Source organism: Tenacibaculum profundicola (genome assembly GCF_057220795.1).
The window spans coordinates 749,771-769,061 of record NZ_CM170137.1 but is presented as its reverse complement, the minus strand read 5'-3'; the positions used below and the strand labels follow the sequence as shown (position 1 = coordinate 769,061).

Sequence of the window (19,291 nt, the reverse complement as noted above, 5' to 3'; positions counted from 1 at the left end):
GGGTAAAATCTTAAGCTTTGCAAAACTATGGAATTCAATACTGCCAAAATATGACGTATATGTCATTAAAAAAACCACAAATTATATTTCGCCAATACAACTATGAATGCTCATGGTAACTTCCTTTTTTTTGTTAGTTTTTCTTATTCAGACTAAGGAAAATTTTTGGTAAACCACCACAATTATTTTTGTTTCTAGAAAATTATAACTAAAACACTTACACCTAAATACTCTTTGCTAGGAGGAGGTAAGCTCAACACTTCAACTGATTTCAATAAAACCTCGTTTGAGTTAAGCACAGGACTTCAAAATAAAACAGGCAATATTTTGAGTTAGGCTACAATACTGCCAAACAGTTTACAGTAGGCTATAAATGGAATATATTAAGAAAGTATTAAAAAGATGTGGGATCATACTCATGTTCATTTCATATAGAATTATGAACTGGGGAAATCAATGAAATTTTAGTAATTAGAGGTTAAACTTAAAACTAGATATACAACCAAACTTAAAAAACACTTTTAATCTCAGCGCTATTTACTTATATTTGAAAGGTAAATATGCGCAATTGTGTATATACACTAGTTAGCAAATATAAAAAGAGACATTATGAAAAAAATTGCATTAATAATTTTACTCTTTTCATTTTTTAATGGAATTTCTCAAAGTTTATCTGAAAAAGAAATAAAAAACCTAAATAATTTGAGAGTTAATACTGAAAATTTTAACTTAAACGATGTAAATATTCAAAAAGACTTGAATGAAATTCTAAAACTTGAAAGAAAAAGAAAGACAAACAAAACTTTTGGAATAATTCTTACGTCATTGTCTATAGCTACCTTAACATCTGCAATTATTCATGTTTCTGGAAAAAATGATTTAAAGCAAGCATTTGGTTATGCAGGAATAGTCGTAGGAGCTATTGAAGGAGGAATTTCAATTCCTTTATGGAGCGCATCCAAAAAGAGGAAAAAAGAAAGAGACGAACTATTGAAAAAATTTCAATAATTATATTTATAGGAATTTACTCAGCCTAAAAAAAATAGGAATTTCCAATCAAACATGAGATTGAGCAAGTTTTCGCAATTGAACTGAAAACTAAAAACATAAATTACGGAATCATTACTCAAATTCTGAGTTCAGGAATTAAATAACAAACAGTCGAAAAGAAAAAACAACATTTGCTAACACCGTATAAAATTAATTGCTAGTTCTAGCTTACTTACGAAAGTCCTCGCGGACTTTCTATCTGTGATTTATTTGCTAACTTTAGTGCTTAAAACACGCAACTAATCTTATACAATCACGTTGCCAGTAATTAAAAATGAACTACGGAATTTACATAATAATCGGATTTATAATTGTTCCACTTGGAATATTATTTGCCTATTATAAAGATTATAAACAGAATAAAATTGAATTTAAAAACTCAATAAAAACAGTTGGAAAAGGACTAATTAATGGCATTATTCTACTTGTTATAATCGGAGGTTTAATAATGGCTTCCGAATTTATAATTCCATTTAACAAAGATCATGGAATTGAATTCAACTCAGAACGAGAAAAGCTTGGAATCCCAACTATTGCCTCTAATTGGAAAATTGACAACCATTATTCTGGGCAATTTGAGACGCAATGGTGGAAACCGAACCCAAGAAATGGTCATTTTAAGAAAATCATAGAATACGGAATATTGAATATCAAATCTGAAACTGATTATTATCAAAACGAGAATATAAAGGGAACATTTGCTTGGTCTAAATATGATTTTGAAAAGAATACAATTCAATACTTTCTGGAAAAACCTAATGAAAAAGAAATCTCAGTAACTGAAAGTGGAAAATTAAAATATGGAAAACCGACTATAATTGTAAATATCAATAAAGATGAATTTAATAATTATATAACTGAAAAATAACTACTGGCAACAAAATGTATAATTAATTGCTAAGTTCACGCTATTTTAGAAAGTTTTCGCTGAAACCGAAAATCTTATTAATAATATTAACACTAACCTTTTTAAATATTTATTCTCAACAGGAAGTAAAGTTGAAAAACGGTTGGTATGAAATAAATAAATCTGAAAGTGGAGTTCTAAAAATAGACGGTAAATCTGGAGATAAATATTTTTTGAAAACAAAACCTGTTGTAACGCCTGAAAACTTTGAATCTCATAAAGAATTTGAAAATTATAATGGAGATAAGGGAATATCAATTACACTTGATAAAATCGTAACTGAAATTTGGCGAATTGCAACGAAAAATTCAGTTGGCTCTAAATTAGTCTTTATTCTTGATAATGAAATATTCTGTATTCAAATTGTGAATTCTGAAATTACAGGTGGAATATGTGCTTTTTGGAAAGTTCAACAAAACGAAAATGAATGGGGAAAATTGAAGAAAATTTTTAACTAAAACTATTTACAATAACTAAGCATATGGTGTGCCGATAGGCTAACGTCCCTATGAGACATTAGTTAGATTGTATAATCTTCTAGACATAGAAAAGTATGCTCGCTTAAAGACACTCTCGAAAGGAGTATGAAGAACTCTATTCGGTAAGCCGTATGAGGGAAAACTTCATGTACGGTTTGATGAAGGGGGTACTGATAGCTATTTTGTTTTTGTATATTTGGTAAAACAAGTAATACAAAAAAATATAGAGATAGCTATCGGGCTCTACTCTACGAAAATATTCTCAAAAAAATGAAAAAGAGCCTAGTAATACTTATTTTAATTGTATTGAATAGTTGTAAACCTTCTCCTACCTATAATGCTTTTGATGAAAGCTTTGATATTTCAATTAGAGATGTTAAAAATGATGGATATGACAAAATAACTGTAGGTTGTGGTTATTATAATTTACAACAGAGAAAAGGTCGATTAAGGAATTATTATCAAGTCTATGTTGATGACTTAAATGATGTTGTGGCTAAGGGATTTGTTTATTTTTTAGACACTTTAAAAGTGAAAGGAAATACAGAATCTAAAGAACTACGTTCAATTGTAATCGATAACGAAAACATCATTGATTTAAATCGTAACCTGAAAAAATATGGTTATAAATTTAGTAGACAAGTGAAATATGAATATGGAAGTTTTGTTGAGATAATAGATCAGAAATTGAAAGACACTATCAAATTGAATCTTAGTTTAAACAGATCAAATGAAATGAACTCAATAATATCGAGAGAATTAGATTATTTCATTGGTAAACCAAAATAACATTTGCTAATAACTAAGCATATGGCGTGCCGATAGGCTAACGCTATATGTCCTGTTGACTGATCCGTTGACAGTAAGGGGTAAAACGATAATTTTGTATTATTTTAGTAAGTGAAGATTCGTTATTTTCTAAGAGAAGTTTAGCTATTTTTATGTGTCTTAGTTTATAATTTGTTACTTTTTCTTTCTGATTGTAAAATTCATAGCTTAATCTGCTTGTTTATTTGGTTTTTTCATAAGTATCGGCATTAATTGTCTAGGACACTTTTTTAATGTCATTTTTTTAAGGTGTTTTTTCATGTCAAAAGTTTAAGTAAATTAACTATGAATCAATCTATCAGTTAAGAGCATTTTGATTTTTAACTAGCAGTTAAATTATTGAATGGTGAACTGAGTTTATTGAAATAACGGTATAAAAGACCCACTCAATAAATTGAGCGGGAATATTGCTATGCAAAAGAACCTAATACGTTTATTAGTAAATACCAATATACAAAAGAGATGGTGACTTTGTTTTTTGTCGAGTTAGTAAGTTGTATATTAGTGTTTTAATTAAAACATACTTTATGGAAACTCTAAATTTGAAGTATGCTGAGTTATATAAGAATTTAGATTCTCAAACTAGAGGTTGGAGATGCGCTCTGGCGTCAGTTGGTTTAGTTGCCGCAACATTAAGTTTGGCTGGTTGTGCTACAGGAGTAGGGTGTGTTTTATCAACTACTTTAGTTATTGCGGCTATTTTAGCTGTACATGATAATTGTATGAATTAATAATAATTATAAAATGATAAAATATTCAAAAAAAACGTTATTCTTTATGACTCTTTTAATGGTTATGCTCTTTGGAATTGCGTTAGCAGATGTGAAATGGGATCTCTTATTAAATGAAAGAAACTATAAAGAATTATTATTACCTCTTTTATTTTTAGGGTTGGCCGTTAGTTTTTTACTTCCTTATATAAAGGAAGTAAAAAAAGACACCTAAATTATCAATTATTGAAAATATTAACCCTCAACTCAATAGTTTGGGGGGGTATTTAAGCACTTTTTTCCGGGCTTGAGTTGTCGTTTCTAATATTCCATTAATTAAACCACATAATTTTCTAGGTTGTATTATTTTATAAATAAATGCTATTTATACCCGCCCGTAAACCGTTTAGTTTGTTGTATCAAGTAGGATAATTTAATGAAATTAAACTATTTTAAAATTATAATTTTCTGACCAATCCGCAGGAAGTTGACCTATTATTAAAAACTAAGAGTATAATCACTGGAATAGTCATCAGGTAAAGAGGCGCCAATATCTCGCAAATAATTTTCTATAAAATAGCAACGATTGTGGTAACCAAATTAAAAAACCCTTATAAAATCTATGTTTATAAGGGTTTTTAGTGCACGTAACAGGAGTCGAACCTGCACTCACGTTGTGAACAAGCCCCTCAAGCCTGCGCGTCTACCAATTCCGCCATACGTGCGTAAACTAAAAAAGCTAAGCAAGTAGCTTAACTTTTGTGACCGGGCTGGGGCTCGAACCCAGGACCCTCTCCTTAAAAGGGAGATGCTCTACCAACTGAGCTACCCGGTCATTGCTTATTTGTGAAAGCGGTTGCAAATATACAATGGTTTTTTAAAGATCAAAACCTTTTTTTTGTTTTTTTTTGCAGATATTTGTAACCTTTTAATTTTCAATAAATATGAAGATTGTTTTATTAGGATACATGGCCAGTGGAAAATCTACTATAGGCAAAGAAATAGCTAAAAAGTATAATTCTAGATTTATTGATTTGGATCATTATATTGAAGGAGAAGAACAGAAAACAATTTCTCGAATTTTTGATGAAGATGGAGAAATTTATTTCAGAAAAAAAGAAAATCAATACTTGAAGGATTTATTGGAGAAGGAGAGGGATTTCATATTATCATTAGGAGGAGGAACACCCTGCTATGGGAATAATATGGAAATACTAGAAAAATCGAAAGAAACTATAACTATTTACTTAAAAGGTACTATAGATACAATTGTTAATAGGTTAAAAAACGAAAAAGAACAGCGTCCTTTGGTCGCTACCTTAAACGATGATGCTTTGCAGGAGTTTGTAGCCAAGCACTTGTTTGAACGTAACAACTTCTACTATAAAGCTGATTATAAAGTTACGATTGATGATAAAAGTATGGAGGATATTTGTGACGAAATTTACAGCTTATTAATTTAAATAAGCAATTGTTTCATCGTCGTTAAATTCAACTACAACATGTTCTTTTATTGAAGTAGATAAAGAAATACCTTTAAAATCGGCTTTTACCGGATATTTTTTGTGATTTCTGTTTACCAGTACCGCTGTTTTAAACTTTTTGAGTGGTACGTCTAAAAAGTGCTTCACGCCATAGATTAATGTAGTCCCTGAATTTAGAACATCATCTACAAGAACAAGAGCTTTGTCTTTATACTCGTCAGAAGTTAATGAAGTAGTAACCGAGTCAATAGGTTTTTTCTTATTAATAAACACTTCGCAAAGCAATACTTCAAGAGGGGAAATATTCGCAATAATATAAGCAAGTTTTTTAGCTAAAAAAAAACCATTACTAGAAATACCCGCAATTACAATTTCTTTCTCATTACTGTTAGCTTCATAAATTTGATAAGCTATTCTTTTAAGCTTTTGCTCTATTTGAGTAGTATTTAAAATTATAGTATTCTGTGTATTCATTTTTTAAAATAATATTATTTATAAATGTAGCTTATAAAAGCGAAATTACTATTCATTATCGTCGTAATAATCGTCAATATCCCTGCGGTCTTTTTTGGTTGGGCGACCCGTGCCTTTTTTACGATAATAATCTTTAGCGTATTTTAAAAGTTCAGTTTTTTCAAATTCTTCTTTTGGGGTAATGTCTTTGCGATATAAGTCTACCAATTTTGCACCGACTCTGTTTTTAGGAATGTCTATAACCTTTACTTTGTAATTGATCTGATTTTTTCTAACAGTTATTTCTTCATTACCAAATATAACTTTTGAAGGTTTCAGGTTAGTACCATCTATTTTCACATGTCCTTTTTTACAAGCATCTGTAGCTATACTTCGTGTTTTAAATAGCCTAATACACCACAAATATTTGTCAATTCTCATTTAAAAAATTAAAAATTAGTAATTCATTTTTTACAAAGGTATAAAAATGGTAAATTGCGCACTAAAATTATTATATATTAAATGATAAAATTTAAACATTTTTTTTACACACTTTTAATAAGTGTTGTATTGTATGCATGTGGGGGTAGTGAAAATTCAACGGTTGAGGACTTTGATCATGAGGCTCAGGCTGTAATTGATAATGATTCAATTGTAGAATTTTTGAAAAATAATTATTATAATGCTATTAACGATGAAGTAGAACCGTTGATAGATGGAGAAACTCCATTATATGATGATGATAAATTGGTTACCAAAGAAGTGGAAGAAAATGATATAGACTATACACTATATTATTATGTGAATAGAGTAGGGGATGATATTGAAAATAAAGGATATCCTACAAATATGGATTCTATATTTATAAAATATGATGGAAGACAAATTACTGATAGTAAAACCTTGAGTTCTTCTTTTGATAGTAGAACAACTTGGATAACCTTATCAAATAATATAATTCAAGGATGGAGACATGGACTAACTGAATTTAAAGGAGGTGAAAATACAACGGCTCCTAATGAGCCTTTAAGTTATGAAAACGGAGGAAAGGGAATTTTATTTATTCCTTCTGGGTTGGCTTATAGTAATACTGGAAATGCAGGTATCCCGGGAAATGCAAACTTAGTATTCTATATTAATTTATGGGACATTGTGGTAGACACAGATCATGATAATGATACGATACCAGGAATTGATGAAGATCTAGATGGAGATGGTGACCCTTTCAATGATGATACCGATGAAGATAGAATTGCTAATTGTTTTGATAGCGATGATGATGGAGATGGTGTATTGACGAAAGATGAAGACGCAAATAATGATGGGGACCCTAGAAATGATTTCAGTGATCCAGATAATCCTGATCTTCCTGATTATTTGAACAGAAACATTAGATAATTAAGTACATATATTTTTTAAAAAACTCACCCCATAGGGGTGAGTTTTTCTTTTATGACTTATTCATCTATATTATTGAAAGAATAAATAATAGTATAAAGTTATGTTCACTTTTACAATGGGAGTAGGGAAAATAATATTGTAATTTTATAATATAAGATGATCTTTTGATAAACAGTTAAAGGTTTTCTCCAATATTCTAGATAGGGGCTTTAATTCGTTGTATGCACTGCTACAAATATATACAAGTACTAGGGGTTTTGAGAAGGTTTTAAGGGTTATACCTTAGTCAATTACTAGGGATTCTACTAGTTGCAGGGAAGCTTATTTAGTGTTAATCTTGTAAGTAATAACAGTCGTTATAGTAATCCATGTGTTGGGAGAAATTTCAGACTTTAAAAAGAGAGAGAAAGATTAGATTTAATGATATTAAATTTAGTTTTAAATGTTCCTGCTTACTTGGATTGTGAGTGGGAATGTTTTTTGTCAAATACAAATTGGGGTTTTGAATATTTTTGCACCGAATTTACAATGGGCATAGCCTTTGATACTATCAGATGAATATTCTCTGTTGTTCTTTTTTTTTGATTTTAATTATGGTTAGAACGTAAGCGATATCTGTTTTATAGAAAAGGTATTGTGCCGTTAAGTGAATTAAGAAACATAATTCTAAAGGGTTTAATGCATAGAGGCGATAAGTCATAAAGACTTTTGAAATTTGCTATATGAGGGCAGAAGTAGTCATGCTTGAGGAACTATTTTTTGAATTGTTAGATTTTTTAGTGTCTTTATCACACTTACTTAATGTTTGGAGCTAAGATTAAGTAAAGAAGAAGATAGTGAGGTACCTCTACATGGATTTCTTTTGTTGATGAGATAAATACTTAAATGAAAATAAAATATTTTATATCGAGAGAGTTTCTATAGTTGTTTGTCGTTTAAAAATAAAGTAGGGAGGAAGGATATTGTCACTGATAGTATTTTCGATGACGATAAAAATGTTTTTTTTTGTATACTTGTTTCCCGAAGTTTCAAAAACAAGATCTATGAATAAAAACATTAAAATGTTTGTGCAAATGTTATGGAAATCCATGTTGTATTGGTGGTTTGCTATGAGTTGTTTTGCTTTCTTTCGTTTTTATGGTATAGAAAACGAGTATTTTTACCCTATGCCCAAAGAACAGTTTACCGGAACTGGATTTACAACAGTATTGTTATTTCTAGGAGGCCTTGGTGCTGGTTTAGGGGGGCTATTTGCTTTAGTAGAATTTGTTTTTGATATTTTTATTTCGAAAAAAATGGCATTAGGACTAAATTTATTGTTAAAGTCATTGATTTATTTTATGGTAACTGTTTTTTCAGTGTCTTTGCTACTTTTAATTGCTTCTACTGTATTTAACGCTGAAGTTGACCTTAGTAGAGGGTGGTGGAGAGGTGATAAGAGGTTTTGGGTTGCTCTTTTTTATATAATACTAGCTTCAATAGTTAATTCGTTTATAAAAATAGCAAGCCAGCGATTTGGTAAAGATATTTTTATTAAGATGTTGATGGGGAAGTATAAAAACCCAAAAGAAGAGGAGCGTATTTTTATGTTTTTAGATTTAAAAAAGTCTACTTCAATAGCAGAAAAACTAGGATATACTTTGTACAGTCAGTTTATTCAAGACTGTTTTTATGACTTGAATATGATTGTTACAGCTTACCATGCAGAAATTTACCAATATGTGGGAGATGAAGCTGTGTTGAGCTGGCCTTATAAAAAAGGAATTGAAAATAATAATTGCTTAGGGGTTTTTTTTGCATTTGAAGAGCAACGAAAAAAAAGAAATGAGTATTATAAGAAGAAGTATGGAGTTTTTCCAGAGTTTAAAGCAGGAGTTCACGGAGGGACTTTAATGGCTGCTGAAGTAGGTTTTATAAAAAAGGAACTGGCATATCACGGAGATGTCATTAATACGTCCGCAAGAATTCAGGCGGCCTGTAATGAGTATAAAGCAACATTATTATTATCTGAAAAAATATTGAATGACCTAGAAGTTAAGATGTCTTCGGAGTCGAAATCTCTTGGAAATGTTTTGTTAAGAGGAAAACAAGAGGTTGTGAAAATTTATACTCTAGGTACGTATATTCATACTGCGCGTAAATGATAAATAGTTCTAACCTATTTTAATGATACGTGAATTTACACCTGATTTTTTGAAAAGCATTTTACTTATTTTTTTTAGTATGTTTATAGATAGCAGAAGTAGAAGAAAAAAGGGTAAGAAGATTCCCCTTTGTAATTAGCTTCTTACCCTGAAAATGACTTTATGTCAAGACAAAAATATTAGAAATTAATAAAAAGGAATTTATTTTATAGATGAATGGAAATATTTAAAAGATATGATGCGTATAAGTATAGATGAACTGTAAAAGTGTACCAAACTCATGCTGGTTAGACGGAAAAATATATTTAAGTCATAAAATGAATCTTACAGAAAACATATTTTAAGTCTCGATAGAGAGTGTTATAATGGTTATTGGTTGAGAAGATACAACCTCCCCTGAAAAGGGAAAGAGAAAAGGCCTTCTATAAAAGTAAACCTTTTCTCCTAACTTACATGTATGATTTTTAATTCATACACTGGCAAACTAATTTTTTTAGGTTTAGTTTATCAGAAAATTAGACCGTTGATAGTTTTATGGGGATAAATGGAACATATGTATAGATAAACAGTAATATGTATTAAAAGTTAAAATACGCTACGTTTTACGCTATTCTATTCAAAATAAACAAATATTAATAGCTTTTAATCAGTGTGGAAATTGATTTTAACAAGAGAAAGGAACTTATATAAGTTCCTTTCAAAATAAGAATAATAATGGTCCCTATAAATATCTATTTAAACTATTATTCTCATGTATAAAAATACTATGAAAGTTAGCGAAACTATAAAATATTAGTTGAACAGATTAAACTTCTTGATGAATTGCAGTTACTTAAGTATCAGAGAAAAGGAGATATTGCTAAAGCATAGCGACAAAAAGCCCCCGAAGGAGCTTTTCATATATATTCACTTATATAATGTCATGAATGATTCTCCCAAATCACTCATGTAGGTATAAAACAAATAAAAACTAAATAACCCTAAAAAAGAAAGTGATAATTTTAGTAGATATGGATATGATGAATTACCTAATTAATATCATTTCTTATATTAATTAGGAGACGATAATTACTTATGGTAAATACCTTCGATAGGTGAGACTATTGTGTCTTGAATTCCCTCTGTTACTTTGAGGGTATAAAACATCAACATGACTCCAAGGAAAGGGTTACGTAACTTTACTTAAGATATGATACTACTTGGAAAAAAAGAAGAATATTCTGGCTATAAGTATGGTCAATATTAAGGTAGTGTAAAGAATTTGAAGAAGCGAAAGTAACTGTGTATTTCTAAAACATAAAGAATATTGAAATATACAGTTAATTTAAGAAATTTGTGTGAAACTAAATAATTATGAGGGTTTTATGGTTTGATTAAACTAAAAAAATAAAAAGAAGGAAGAGGTAACTATAGTTAATAGTTGATAAGTCGTTAGCATTGGAATAATATCAATATGGCAAACCTAAAATACATTCTTTCAAAAAAAAGCCTACCGAAAAGATAGGCTCCCTAACGTTTTAAGAACGTCCCCATGTCGTTTTTGTCAGATCAAAAAACTAAAACGGAACGAGCAAATATATTAAAACAATAATTTCAGTTAAGTACTTATAAGTCATTTTGTTATCCTGTGTTTTGTCACCCCTTTCTTCATTAACTATAGAAATAAATTAAAAAGCAATGAAAGCATGTCGTTTTTGCTTGCCAGACCTGCTGGTGTCAAACTAAGATTATATACGGGATATATATACCCATCACGTCTCTAATTTTTAAAGTATACAAAGTTGGTTCGTTTCTCTAATACAAGTCTTTTATTATACTAACTATAGAAGCATCAGTTACCTCTTTTAGACTAAGAATAATTATATTTATTTTGATGTTTCTGTTAAAGAGATAACATCCATATTTAAAGCAACAGCTTTCATTAAGACTGTATGTGTATTTCCAATACCGTTTCATTGATAACAAATTTATATTCTGGCATATCTAAGACATAATACAAACTATTTGCAGTGGTATCACCATCAAAATAACGTACTTCTATGTCATTTTCTCTGGATTTATCGATTACAACTTCTTCATAGCAAATAGATAGTAGCCCGAAGTAGCCAATATCAGGTTTATTTTGTTTCATAGTTACCCTTGTCCTTTCAGTACATTCATTTTGAGTGCTCTATGAAAATGAAAAAACAAAATTGTTTGTGAAGTGAGAAATAATAATTATGTTTGCCTCAGAAAAGCTATGATTTCTATCCCAAAGTAATATAAGTTTCCTTACGAGTCGTTTAGAAATGAATGAAGAATTAGTGTGTGTTTCCTTTAGATCTTTTATTTTTAGAATTGATTAATTTTTAAAATGGAAAAAAGAGAGGGACAGGTTATTTATAGGTAGTAACATAAAACTATACCTAAAAATTGAATTGCTAAATTACAAGTTAACATAAATAGAAATGAGATTTACCCAATGGTGAAAGAATACCATTCGTAACTTAAAATAGTATCAATTGTTCTAGCAGAAGTGTAAAACTGCGTTATACGATTTACAGATACATATATCGTATATAGGTATTGGATTATTTTAAGTTAGTTTAAGGCATAAAACTTTAGCATAGCCAAGCTATGGTTAAGTTTTATAACTCAAAAATAGCTGCAAAAGAAATAATAGATATGCGGAATAGTTATCTGTAAATCGTATTAAATAGGTTTTTATAGAAAACCTTATTGCAGGATTAAAGCTAAAAGAAAGAAAAGTGGAGTTCAGACCCACTTAAAAAACGGGGTGATACCGAAAAACCTTACGAGTAGGAAAAGAAATAAAAATAACTAATAAATTGAACTAATGAAAATTATTAAAATAGTGCTTTTACTTATTGTAACCTTAACCCTGACAAATTGCGCATCTGGGTATAAACTAATCGAACCTAAAACTATAGATTATATATCGGTCAATGAAAGTAATGGAGTTAGACTTGAATATAGGTACGGTCTTTTAGGTCAGAAATATGAAAAAAAGGAATTAAATAGTGGAGTCAGATTAGTTGCTGTGAAAATTATTAATAATTCTGGGAAGGATTTGATTTTTGGAAGAAATGCAAAATTGACCTATACAAATGGAACAGAGGTGTATATAATGGAAAATGAAAAAGTTTTTAAAACATTAAAGCAAAGTCCGGCTTCCTATTTATGGTATTTGCTTCTTACGCCTCTTAATTTATATACCGTAAAAACTAATTCTTATGGAATTCAAGAGCAAACAAGTTCTACGCCAATCGGATTGGTTTTAGGTCCTGGTTTAGCTGGAGGAAATATGATTGCAGCTGGTACAGCAAATAAAAAGTTTAAAGATGAGTTGTTAGCGTATAACATACAAGGAATGACAATTAAAAATGGTGAAGTAAAATTTGGGTTGATTGGAATTAAATCAAATTCACCTAATTCATTAAAATTGGAAATAGAATAAAACATTTTACTCAATGACCTTAAAACAAAAAAGTTTTTTTACAAAGCAGTGTTCATTCTAGGTTTAATATTTCTTTATTGGGAAATAACACTTTATCGCCAAACTGTAATCGATTTTAAAATACTATTGGTAATAATACTATTTGTTGGAATAGCTTCAACAAAATTTGTAATTAAAGATTTTCAAAAACTATTTGGTTATGATAATAAATTAATACTTTTTTTTTGGTCATTTATTCAAAGTGCCGCCAGTTGGGGGTTTATTGCATGTGCAATTTTTATGATGTCTAATTACTATTTGGCTTCAAACGAGGTAAAGAAAGAAACCTACAAAATTGAGGAACGCTCATCAATAACAGGTCGAAAATACCATCAAGATGAAAGAAAACCTACATTCAAAATTATGTATGAAGGTAAATTAAAAGAGTTGGTTTTTTCTCACAAGTATTATGAAAATATGGATTCATATGATAAAATTGAACTTTTGATAAAAGAAGGCTTTTTAGGGTATGACTTACTATTGGAAAGAAAATTGAAATAAAAATATTTGCCAATAACTAATCATATGGCGTGCCGATAGGCTAACGCTATATGATTTGTTGGGCACATAAGGAATAAAACATATAATACACTTACCACAAACACCTTAATTAAGGTGTTTTTTTATGTTCAAGATTTAGTAAACGAATTATAAATAGTAGTTTTTAGGTAAGTAAAAAGTTTAGCCACCTCAGGATAATGAGAAAAATAACAATATAGGAGGAATAATTAAAAAATAATCTAAGTAGATCAAATAGGTGTTCTTTATTGGCTAGTCTTGTTTTGTTCTTTTTGTGAAATTGTTGAATCTTATTTACCATAAAATTTCCAACTATTCTGATAAAGAAGAATCCAACTACGAAAAAAAGAGTATCTGCAATTATTTCAGTCATGAGCTAAAAATAGTAAAAACAAAATAAAGTTAAACAGTAGTTATCCATCAATTATTTTAACCATTAACATTATGAAACCAGAGAACATTAAACCTATTCCTAGTAACATAAAGAAAGCGCCAAAAGGTAAATAGTTTATCCATGCAAGAGCGTTAACAATATAACCTAATAGCATTAGAATAAGCCATAAGAGTTCTTTAACGATTTTTTTCATAATAAAGTAAAAGTAAGAAATGAAAAACAAAGTAAAACAGTAGGTTAAAGGGTGCAAAAGTGCAGTTAGTTCAATATTATAATTATCAATCCTGTTATAAGTAGTAATGAACCCCAAGCGAAGTTGTAGATTTTCTTCGAGTTTTTGTCTTCAAATGTTTTGCTCATTAATGTGTCTTGATTAGTAAAACATGAAATGAAAAAGTAAATACTAAGAATGAAAAACAGAAACTCAATTAACAAGATCATACACATTGTTTTCCTTATTAGTTGAATTTACATCAAAAACGTTACAATAAAAAAACAGTAGTTATAATAGAATATGAAAAAACCGAGAAATCAAGAACGAGTAGAGACAGGTATATTTAAATCAATTGACATTGTTTTAATTCCTCGATAACTCGGTTTTTTGTTAGTTTACTTATTGTGATACGATGTATCCTGTTTAACGATCTCTCGTATAAAGAACTACTACTTTCGCAATATGTATATTATGATTCATATCATACGTGATGTTTTTTTGGTTTCTAACGAATTTCTATTTTAGAAAGACCAAAGAAATAGGCAACATATGACTAGCAGTATAAAAAAAGAAAGTCTGTATGTTTTGTTATGTTTACCCCTCATTTTCTTTAAATTTTAAATTAGCAATATTCAAAAGTATGTATAAGTTTTTGAAAAGTGGTAAGGGTAAGCCTTACTAAAAGTAAGGCTTACCCTTACTTGTTGATTTGCAGGGTTATATATCGATAGTGTTACCGTTAAATTTCATAAAAGAGAGGTAGATACTAATCTATCAGGTTAGAATTAGGTATGACATATAAATGCTAATTACGAATAATTCAGAGCTTATTATGAGTTTGTGCTCATCGAGGGAAATCGATCATATTATGCCATCAACCTATGAAAATTAGGGGAACGAAATTTGTTTTTAATATATTTGACACATAAAGTTTTTGATACCTGATTTTTAAGATATAAGTAACATATATGGTTATAAAATACTTGAGTAATAGGTAGAACTACTCTATAATATCTTGTAAGAAGCTCTAAAATAGAGTCATGTGTAACTCTTCTAGAACTTACTAAAAACAATTATTTCAAATTCAAACAAATTGACAGAATTACAAAAACAAATTAGTGTTTATTTCGGGATAGCACCTGAGAATATTGATAAGGTATCATCGTTATTTACGGAATCCGAGCTTTTAAAAGGAGAATATTTCTTGAAATCAGGTCAATATTGTGAAAAGTTAAGCTTTGTACAAAGCGGTTATATTCGCATTTTTGCTAGTGCAAAGAATAGAGATAAAGAGATTACCCAATGGGTTTCTTCAAAAGGTCATTTTTTAACTGATCTTTATAGTTTTATTTTTAAACAAAGAGCTAGGTGGAATATGCAAGCGTTAACGGATTGCAAGCTGTATACAATTCACAAAGAAAATTACATTGTTTTAAAACAGATGATACCAAATTGGGTGGAAGTGGAAAAACATTTCATAGCAGAATGTTTCGTTACCCTTGAAGATCGGGTTTTTAATCACCTTTCTTTGAGTTCAGAAGAGCGCTACGACCAGTTTTTTGAAAATAATAAAGAATTATTTAACCAAGTTCCGTTACAATACTTGGCTTCGATGCTTGGTATGTCTCCAGAAACATTTAGTAGAATACGACGTAAAAAAAATACTTGATTTTTGTCAAGAGGAACAATAGTAATACTATCGAACTTTGCCAAATAGATTGATTAGTATGACAAAACAAATTAAAACTTCTATCGAAATAGATGCCAGTAGAGAAACCGTATGGGGAATACTAACGGACTTTGAAAAGTATCCAGAATGGAATCCATTCATTAAGTCAATTTCGGGAGAATTAAAAGTAGGGAACAATATAAAGGTAAAACTTGAGAACATGACGTTCAAGCCTGTAATATTAAAGTTAGAGAAAACTTCTAAACTAACATGGAAGGGAAGTTTTTTGTTTAAAGGCTTGTTTGATGGAGAACATAGGTTTTCTTTAACTGATAAAGACAATGGGTCTACGAATTTTGAACACAGTGAGAATTTCAGTGGAATTTTAGTGAAATTGTTCTCTAAAAGTCTGGACCAAGATACGAGACAAGGATTTGAACAGATGAATAGAGTGTTAAAACAACGTGCAGAAAATATTGATTTTTAAGTAGAGGTATGCTTTCGGAGTAGCTTGTTATACGATTTACAAATAAATAGTATTGAATTATTTTAAGTTAGTTTTATAGCGCAAAAATAGCTACAAAAGAAATAATAGATATGCGAAATATTTATTTGTAAATCGTATTAGACAACAAGAAGAAGCTCAAAACTTTTAGGTAGAGGGTTTTTTTAGAGAAACTCATGTTGTAAGCACCGAAAGCGATATTTCATCTTGTCATTTACTATAGTTACGAACTTCGTTTATAACTATTAGAAGCGTTGGTTCGATAATTAAATTTAAATTATAGATATCGTTTTTAGTTACATAGATACCACATTTTATGATCGTGTTAAAATTTAGAAATTGAATTAAATGAAAAAATAAACATATAAAAGCTTACAAAAGTGTTTAGTCAATATTAAAATACACGGAAACTAACATTTTTACAAATGGTTTTTTAATATGATCCCCTTGAAATGAGAATTGAAAATCTAGTAGTTTAAATTTGATAAAACCTCTTAACCGAGGTTTTTTGTTGTAAGAGCTTATTCCATTTCGAGTATTTGTTTTTTATTAAAATCCACGATAAGGTAGTGAATGGATGAATGAATATAGTATGTCTAGAACTCGAAACGAAACTAGGGTTGCTTCAGAATATGTAACAACATATTATTTAGGTGAGCTCATAACAATATATTATAGTGACATATTGATTTAAAGTAAAATAAAAGTTGGATTGATGTTTAAAAGGAGCAAAATTTAAGAAATTATTTTCTCTAAGAAAAAAGACTGCGTAACTCTATGGGGGGGTAATAAAAAATTAGACATTACGCAGCTAGTTACTACTAATTTGGTTAGAAATTATTAGTAATGCAACAAATGTAAAAAAAATAAATTAAAAACAAACAAGTATAAAAGGAAAATTAACCTTTTTTTAGAGAAAAAAAAGATAAATACTTATAGCAAAAGCTTATTGCGATTTTTTTTGTGAAAAAAACTAATTTTAGGCAATAACTAATCTAAATATGATATAAGTGTTGTTTTTTATCCTATCGAAGAACAAGAAATTTTCCGGGACCATTTCTAAAGATAACAATGATTATCTAGTTAAATAAAAATATTGATAAAGAAACTAAAAAAGAAAGCTCCATAATGGAGCTTTCTTTCGTCGGGGTGCTATCATCTATAAATAAGCGTAGTAGTAGTTCGTTTATTATACCTGATAATCGACAATACAAATTTATATAAGAGGATTGTATTCTCATTATTTATTTACGACAGTTAATTAACTATACCCGTCATAATTGTTTGAAAATCGACAAAGAATGTTTCTTTTTCGTAAACCTAAAAAAATCCTTGGTTTAATGTTGAAAATAGTAGTGAAAGAAGAAAGGAACTATTATGGAAGTTCCTTTCAAAAGAATAATTATTAAACCCTTCTAAAAACTAATAATACTCTTTAATAAACGATTAATTGTTTACATACCCACAAAGTAAATAATTATGATTTGGAATTAAACATAAAATGTATAGTTGACCGTTTTTTATTGATGCATTGCAGAAATGAAGTTGTTAGATGGGGCTTTTTTTAATATTTGTGTCTTTCAAAAAGAAGTGAGTGTATAATCAGAGCAGGGGATTTGATGGTAATAATTGTATAACGGTCTAGAAAATCAGTATGTAATGCTGTTACTTGGTAAGTGTAATTGACTATTAGTTAAGGTTATAGGTAAGAGTTAACTGCGTATTAAAAATGAGGTTCCGAAAAGTGAGTTTAATACGCAGTTTTATGTTGGTTGGATTTTATTAAAACAATTGAAATCAAAATAACCCTATGTATAATTTCTTAAAATTATTATTGTAAGAAATAAATAACCTCCTGAAAGAACTACTAATAGTTATAATTTATTGAAAATGTTATACTATTTTAAATGTTAATTTACTGATTACAGCTATTTATGGTAAAGGCCATTTTATAGGTAAAAGAAAGTATGAGTGTGAGAAATGATTGTGAAATGATACCTAAGAATTGGAAACACTTTTATACCATCTTCGTAACAGATTTAGATACAGTAGAACCTAATTTGAATAAGATCCTATCCTAAATGAAAATTTGAAACTATTGTTTTATTAATGTGGTAGATATATGAAATGAGGATGTGTTAAAAGTATAGTAATAAAAATGCTCCCGAAGGAGCATTGTAAAGAAGGGTTAATGTGTTGCTAGTTTGGTTAGCAAACACTACAAATATAGATTATTTATACATACCATCAGATAGGTAGTATCCCTGAAATGTTGGTAAGGGAAAACCATTAGAAGGAAGGGAGGTGAAGTAGATGTAATGAAATTGAAATTAAGTAATGAAACTGTTTAAAAAATGGTTTACAGAATTAGTACTTTTTATGATAAGAAATTTGTGGAAATCCATGTGTTCCAAAAATAATTAGTCACCATCATAAAATCACTAATTATTTAAAACAGGAAGGGGAATAATTTATTCCAAGTTTTGATAAATCCTAAAGATTGACTGTATTTTACTTGATAATGAGGTTGTTGGGTTGGGTTTTTGAGTGGGATTATTTAGTGATGAAAAATGAATAAGTAATTAAAGAAGTAAAAATGAAAGCTCCCAAAGGAGCTAACATTTCTATTCTTCCGAATTGTATTCAGGTTCCCTATAAACAATAAATACTTCTTAAAAGTAGATAAATTTACAGGAGTAAAAAATAGGCACAAACCCTAAAAAAACACTAGGTATAAACCATTAGTCAAATAATTTAGTGAAGTAATAATGATGAGGGTGTAAAAGAAATTAGGAAGATTAAAAAAAATAATTTGGTAAGAAGGCTACCATCGCGTTATTATTGGGTATTGTTTATTACTGTGTTTTTTATGGTTATGATTACTGAATAAAGTCGAAGAAACAAAGTATCCGAAAAAAATGAAAGCTCCCGAAGGAGCAATCAAAATTTAATAGGAAATACAATACAATAAAGTAAACAGGAAAACTAGGAATAACCCTACTTGAATAATGTTAAATAATTAAAAATCATGAATAAAA

17 protein-coding genes and 2 tRNA genes are annotated in these 19,291 nt (G+C 29.2%); 13 read left to right on the top strand and 6 right to left on the bottom strand.

Annotated elements, in window-relative coordinates:
• Positions 1 to 609 precede the first annotated feature (609 nt).
• The 6 genes from AC2TDS_RS03130 to AC2TDS_RS03105 all read left to right on the top strand — a co-directional run bounded on the left by AC2TDS_RS03130 (position 610) and on the right by AC2TDS_RS03105 (position 4,209).
• On the top strand, positions 610 to 1,008 hold the full coding sequence (locus AC2TDS_RS03130) for a hypothetical protein (protein WP_484737674.1): 399 nt from the start codon (positions 610 to 612) through the stop codon (positions 1,006 to 1,008).
• A gap of 316 nt (positions 1,009 to 1,324) precedes the next feature.
• A complete protein-coding gene (locus AC2TDS_RS03125; RefSeq protein ID WP_484737673.1) occupies positions 1,325 to 1,918 on the top strand; it encodes a hypothetical protein in 594 nt (197 codons plus the stop codon).
• 131 nt (positions 1,919 to 2,049) lie between these two features.
• The gene (locus tag AC2TDS_RS03120; protein WP_484737672.1) at positions 2,050 to 2,415 is read left to right on the top strand and encodes a SecDF P1 head subdomain-containing protein; all 366 of its coding nucleotides are present in this window, start codon (positions 2,050 to 2,052) and stop codon (positions 2,413 to 2,415) included.
• A gap of 291 nt (positions 2,416 to 2,706) precedes the next feature.
• Positions 2,707 to 3,225, top strand: coding sequence for a hypothetical protein (locus AC2TDS_RS03115; RefSeq protein ID WP_484737671.1), 519 nt, complete (start codon positions 2,707 to 2,709; stop codon positions 3,223 to 3,225).
• 566 nt (positions 3,226 to 3,791) lie between these two features.
• Entirely contained in the window at positions 3,792 to 3,995 is a 204-nt protein-coding gene (locus AC2TDS_RS03110; RefSeq protein ID WP_484737670.1) for a hypothetical protein, read from the top strand.
• Between the two features lie 13 nt (positions 3,996 to 4,008).
• Positions 4,009 to 4,209: a hypothetical protein gene (locus AC2TDS_RS03105; RefSeq protein ID WP_484737669.1), complete on the top strand. Its 201-nt coding sequence runs from the start codon at positions 4,009 to 4,011 to the stop codon at positions 4,207 to 4,209.
• Between the two features lie 407 nt (positions 4,210 to 4,616).
• On the opposite strand, the gene AC2TDS_RS03100 is transcribed toward AC2TDS_RS03105, so the two are convergent.
• Both AC2TDS_RS03100 and AC2TDS_RS03095 read right to left on the bottom strand, forming a co-directional pair.
• Positions 4,617 to 4,699, bottom strand: a tRNA-Leu gene (locus AC2TDS_RS03100).
• 37 nt (positions 4,700 to 4,736) lie between these two features.
• Positions 4,737 to 4,809 (bottom strand) — tRNA-Lys (locus AC2TDS_RS03095).
• Between the two features lie 109 nt (positions 4,810 to 4,918).
• On the opposite strand from AC2TDS_RS03095, the gene AC2TDS_RS03090 reads away from it, so the two are divergent.
• Positions 4,919 to 5,437, top strand: a complete 519-nt coding sequence (locus AC2TDS_RS03090) for a shikimate kinase (RefSeq protein WP_484737668.1) — start codon at positions 4,919 to 4,921, stop codon at positions 5,435 to 5,437.
• Here the strand turns inward: AC2TDS_RS03090 and AC2TDS_RS03085 are convergent.
• Complete coding sequence (locus AC2TDS_RS03085) at positions 5,429 to 5,932, bottom strand: phosphoribosyltransferase family protein (protein ID WP_484737667.1); 504 nt, start codon at positions 5,930 to 5,932, stop codon at positions 5,429 to 5,431. The two genes, AC2TDS_RS03090 and AC2TDS_RS03085, sit on opposite strands and share 9 nt — an antisense overlap.
• 48 nt (positions 5,933 to 5,980) lie before the next feature.
• A complete protein-coding gene (gene hslR, locus AC2TDS_RS03080) occupies positions 5,981 to 6,352 on the bottom strand; it encodes an Hsp15 family ribosome-associated heat shock protein (RefSeq protein ID WP_484737666.1) in 372 nt (123 codons plus the stop codon).
• A gap of 81 nt (positions 6,353 to 6,433) precedes the next feature.
• On the opposite strand from hslR, the gene bamM reads away from it, so the two are divergent.
• Both bamM and AC2TDS_RS03070 read left to right on the top strand, forming a co-directional pair.
• The gene (gene bamM, locus AC2TDS_RS03075) at positions 6,434 to 7,309 is read left to right on the top strand and encodes a beta-barrel assembly machine lipoprotein BamM (protein ID WP_484737665.1); all 876 of its coding nucleotides are present in this window, start codon (positions 6,434 to 6,436) and stop codon (positions 7,307 to 7,309) included.
• Between the two features lie 1,046 nt (positions 7,310 to 8,355).
• Positions 8,356 to 9,456: an adenylate/guanylate cyclase domain-containing protein gene (locus tag AC2TDS_RS03070; RefSeq protein WP_484737664.1), complete on the top strand. Its 1,101-nt coding sequence runs from the start codon at positions 8,356 to 8,358 to the stop codon at positions 9,454 to 9,456.
• A 1,921-nt stretch (positions 9,457 to 11,377) separates the two neighbouring features.
• Here the strand turns inward: AC2TDS_RS03070 and AC2TDS_RS03065 are convergent.
• Positions 11,378 to 11,587 (bottom strand): hypothetical protein, encoded by a 210-nt coding sequence (locus AC2TDS_RS03065; RefSeq protein WP_484737663.1) that lies wholly within the window; start codon positions 11,585 to 11,587, stop codon positions 11,378 to 11,380.
• 705 nt (positions 11,588 to 12,292) lie between these two features.
• On the opposite strand from AC2TDS_RS03065, the gene AC2TDS_RS03060 reads away from it, so the two are divergent.
• Positions 12,293 to 12,913 (top strand): hypothetical protein, encoded by a 621-nt coding sequence (locus AC2TDS_RS03060; RefSeq protein ID WP_484737662.1) that lies wholly within the window; start codon positions 12,293 to 12,295, stop codon positions 12,911 to 12,913.
• A gap of 126 nt (positions 12,914 to 13,039) precedes the next feature.
• The gene (locus AC2TDS_RS03055; RefSeq protein ID WP_484737661.1) at positions 13,040 to 13,453 is read left to right on the top strand and encodes a hypothetical protein; all 414 of its coding nucleotides are present in this window, start codon (positions 13,040 to 13,042) and stop codon (positions 13,451 to 13,453) included.
• A gap of 431 nt (positions 13,454 to 13,884) precedes the next feature.
• On the opposite strand, the gene AC2TDS_RS03050 is transcribed toward AC2TDS_RS03055, so the two are convergent.
• On the bottom strand, positions 13,885 to 14,058 hold the full coding sequence (locus tag AC2TDS_RS03050) for a hypothetical protein (protein ID WP_484737660.1): 174 nt from the start codon (positions 14,056 to 14,058) through the stop codon (positions 13,885 to 13,887).
• A 1,114-nt stretch (positions 14,059 to 15,172) separates the two neighbouring features.
• Here AC2TDS_RS03050 and AC2TDS_RS03045 point away from each other — a divergent pair.
• Both AC2TDS_RS03045 and AC2TDS_RS03040 read left to right on the top strand, forming a co-directional pair.
• Positions 15,173 to 15,748 carry a Crp/Fnr family transcriptional regulator gene (locus AC2TDS_RS03045; RefSeq protein WP_484737659.1) on the top strand — a complete coding sequence of 192 codons (576 nt, stop codon included), beginning with the start codon at positions 15,173 to 15,175 and terminating at the stop codon, positions 15,746 to 15,748.
• Positions 15,749 to 15,806: 58 nt separating this feature from the next.
• Positions 15,807 to 16,235 (top strand): SRPBCC family protein, encoded by a 429-nt coding sequence (locus AC2TDS_RS03040; RefSeq protein ID WP_484737658.1) that lies wholly within the window; start codon positions 15,807 to 15,809, stop codon positions 16,233 to 16,235.
• The last annotated feature ends 3,056 nt before the right edge of the window (positions 16,236 to 19,291 follow it).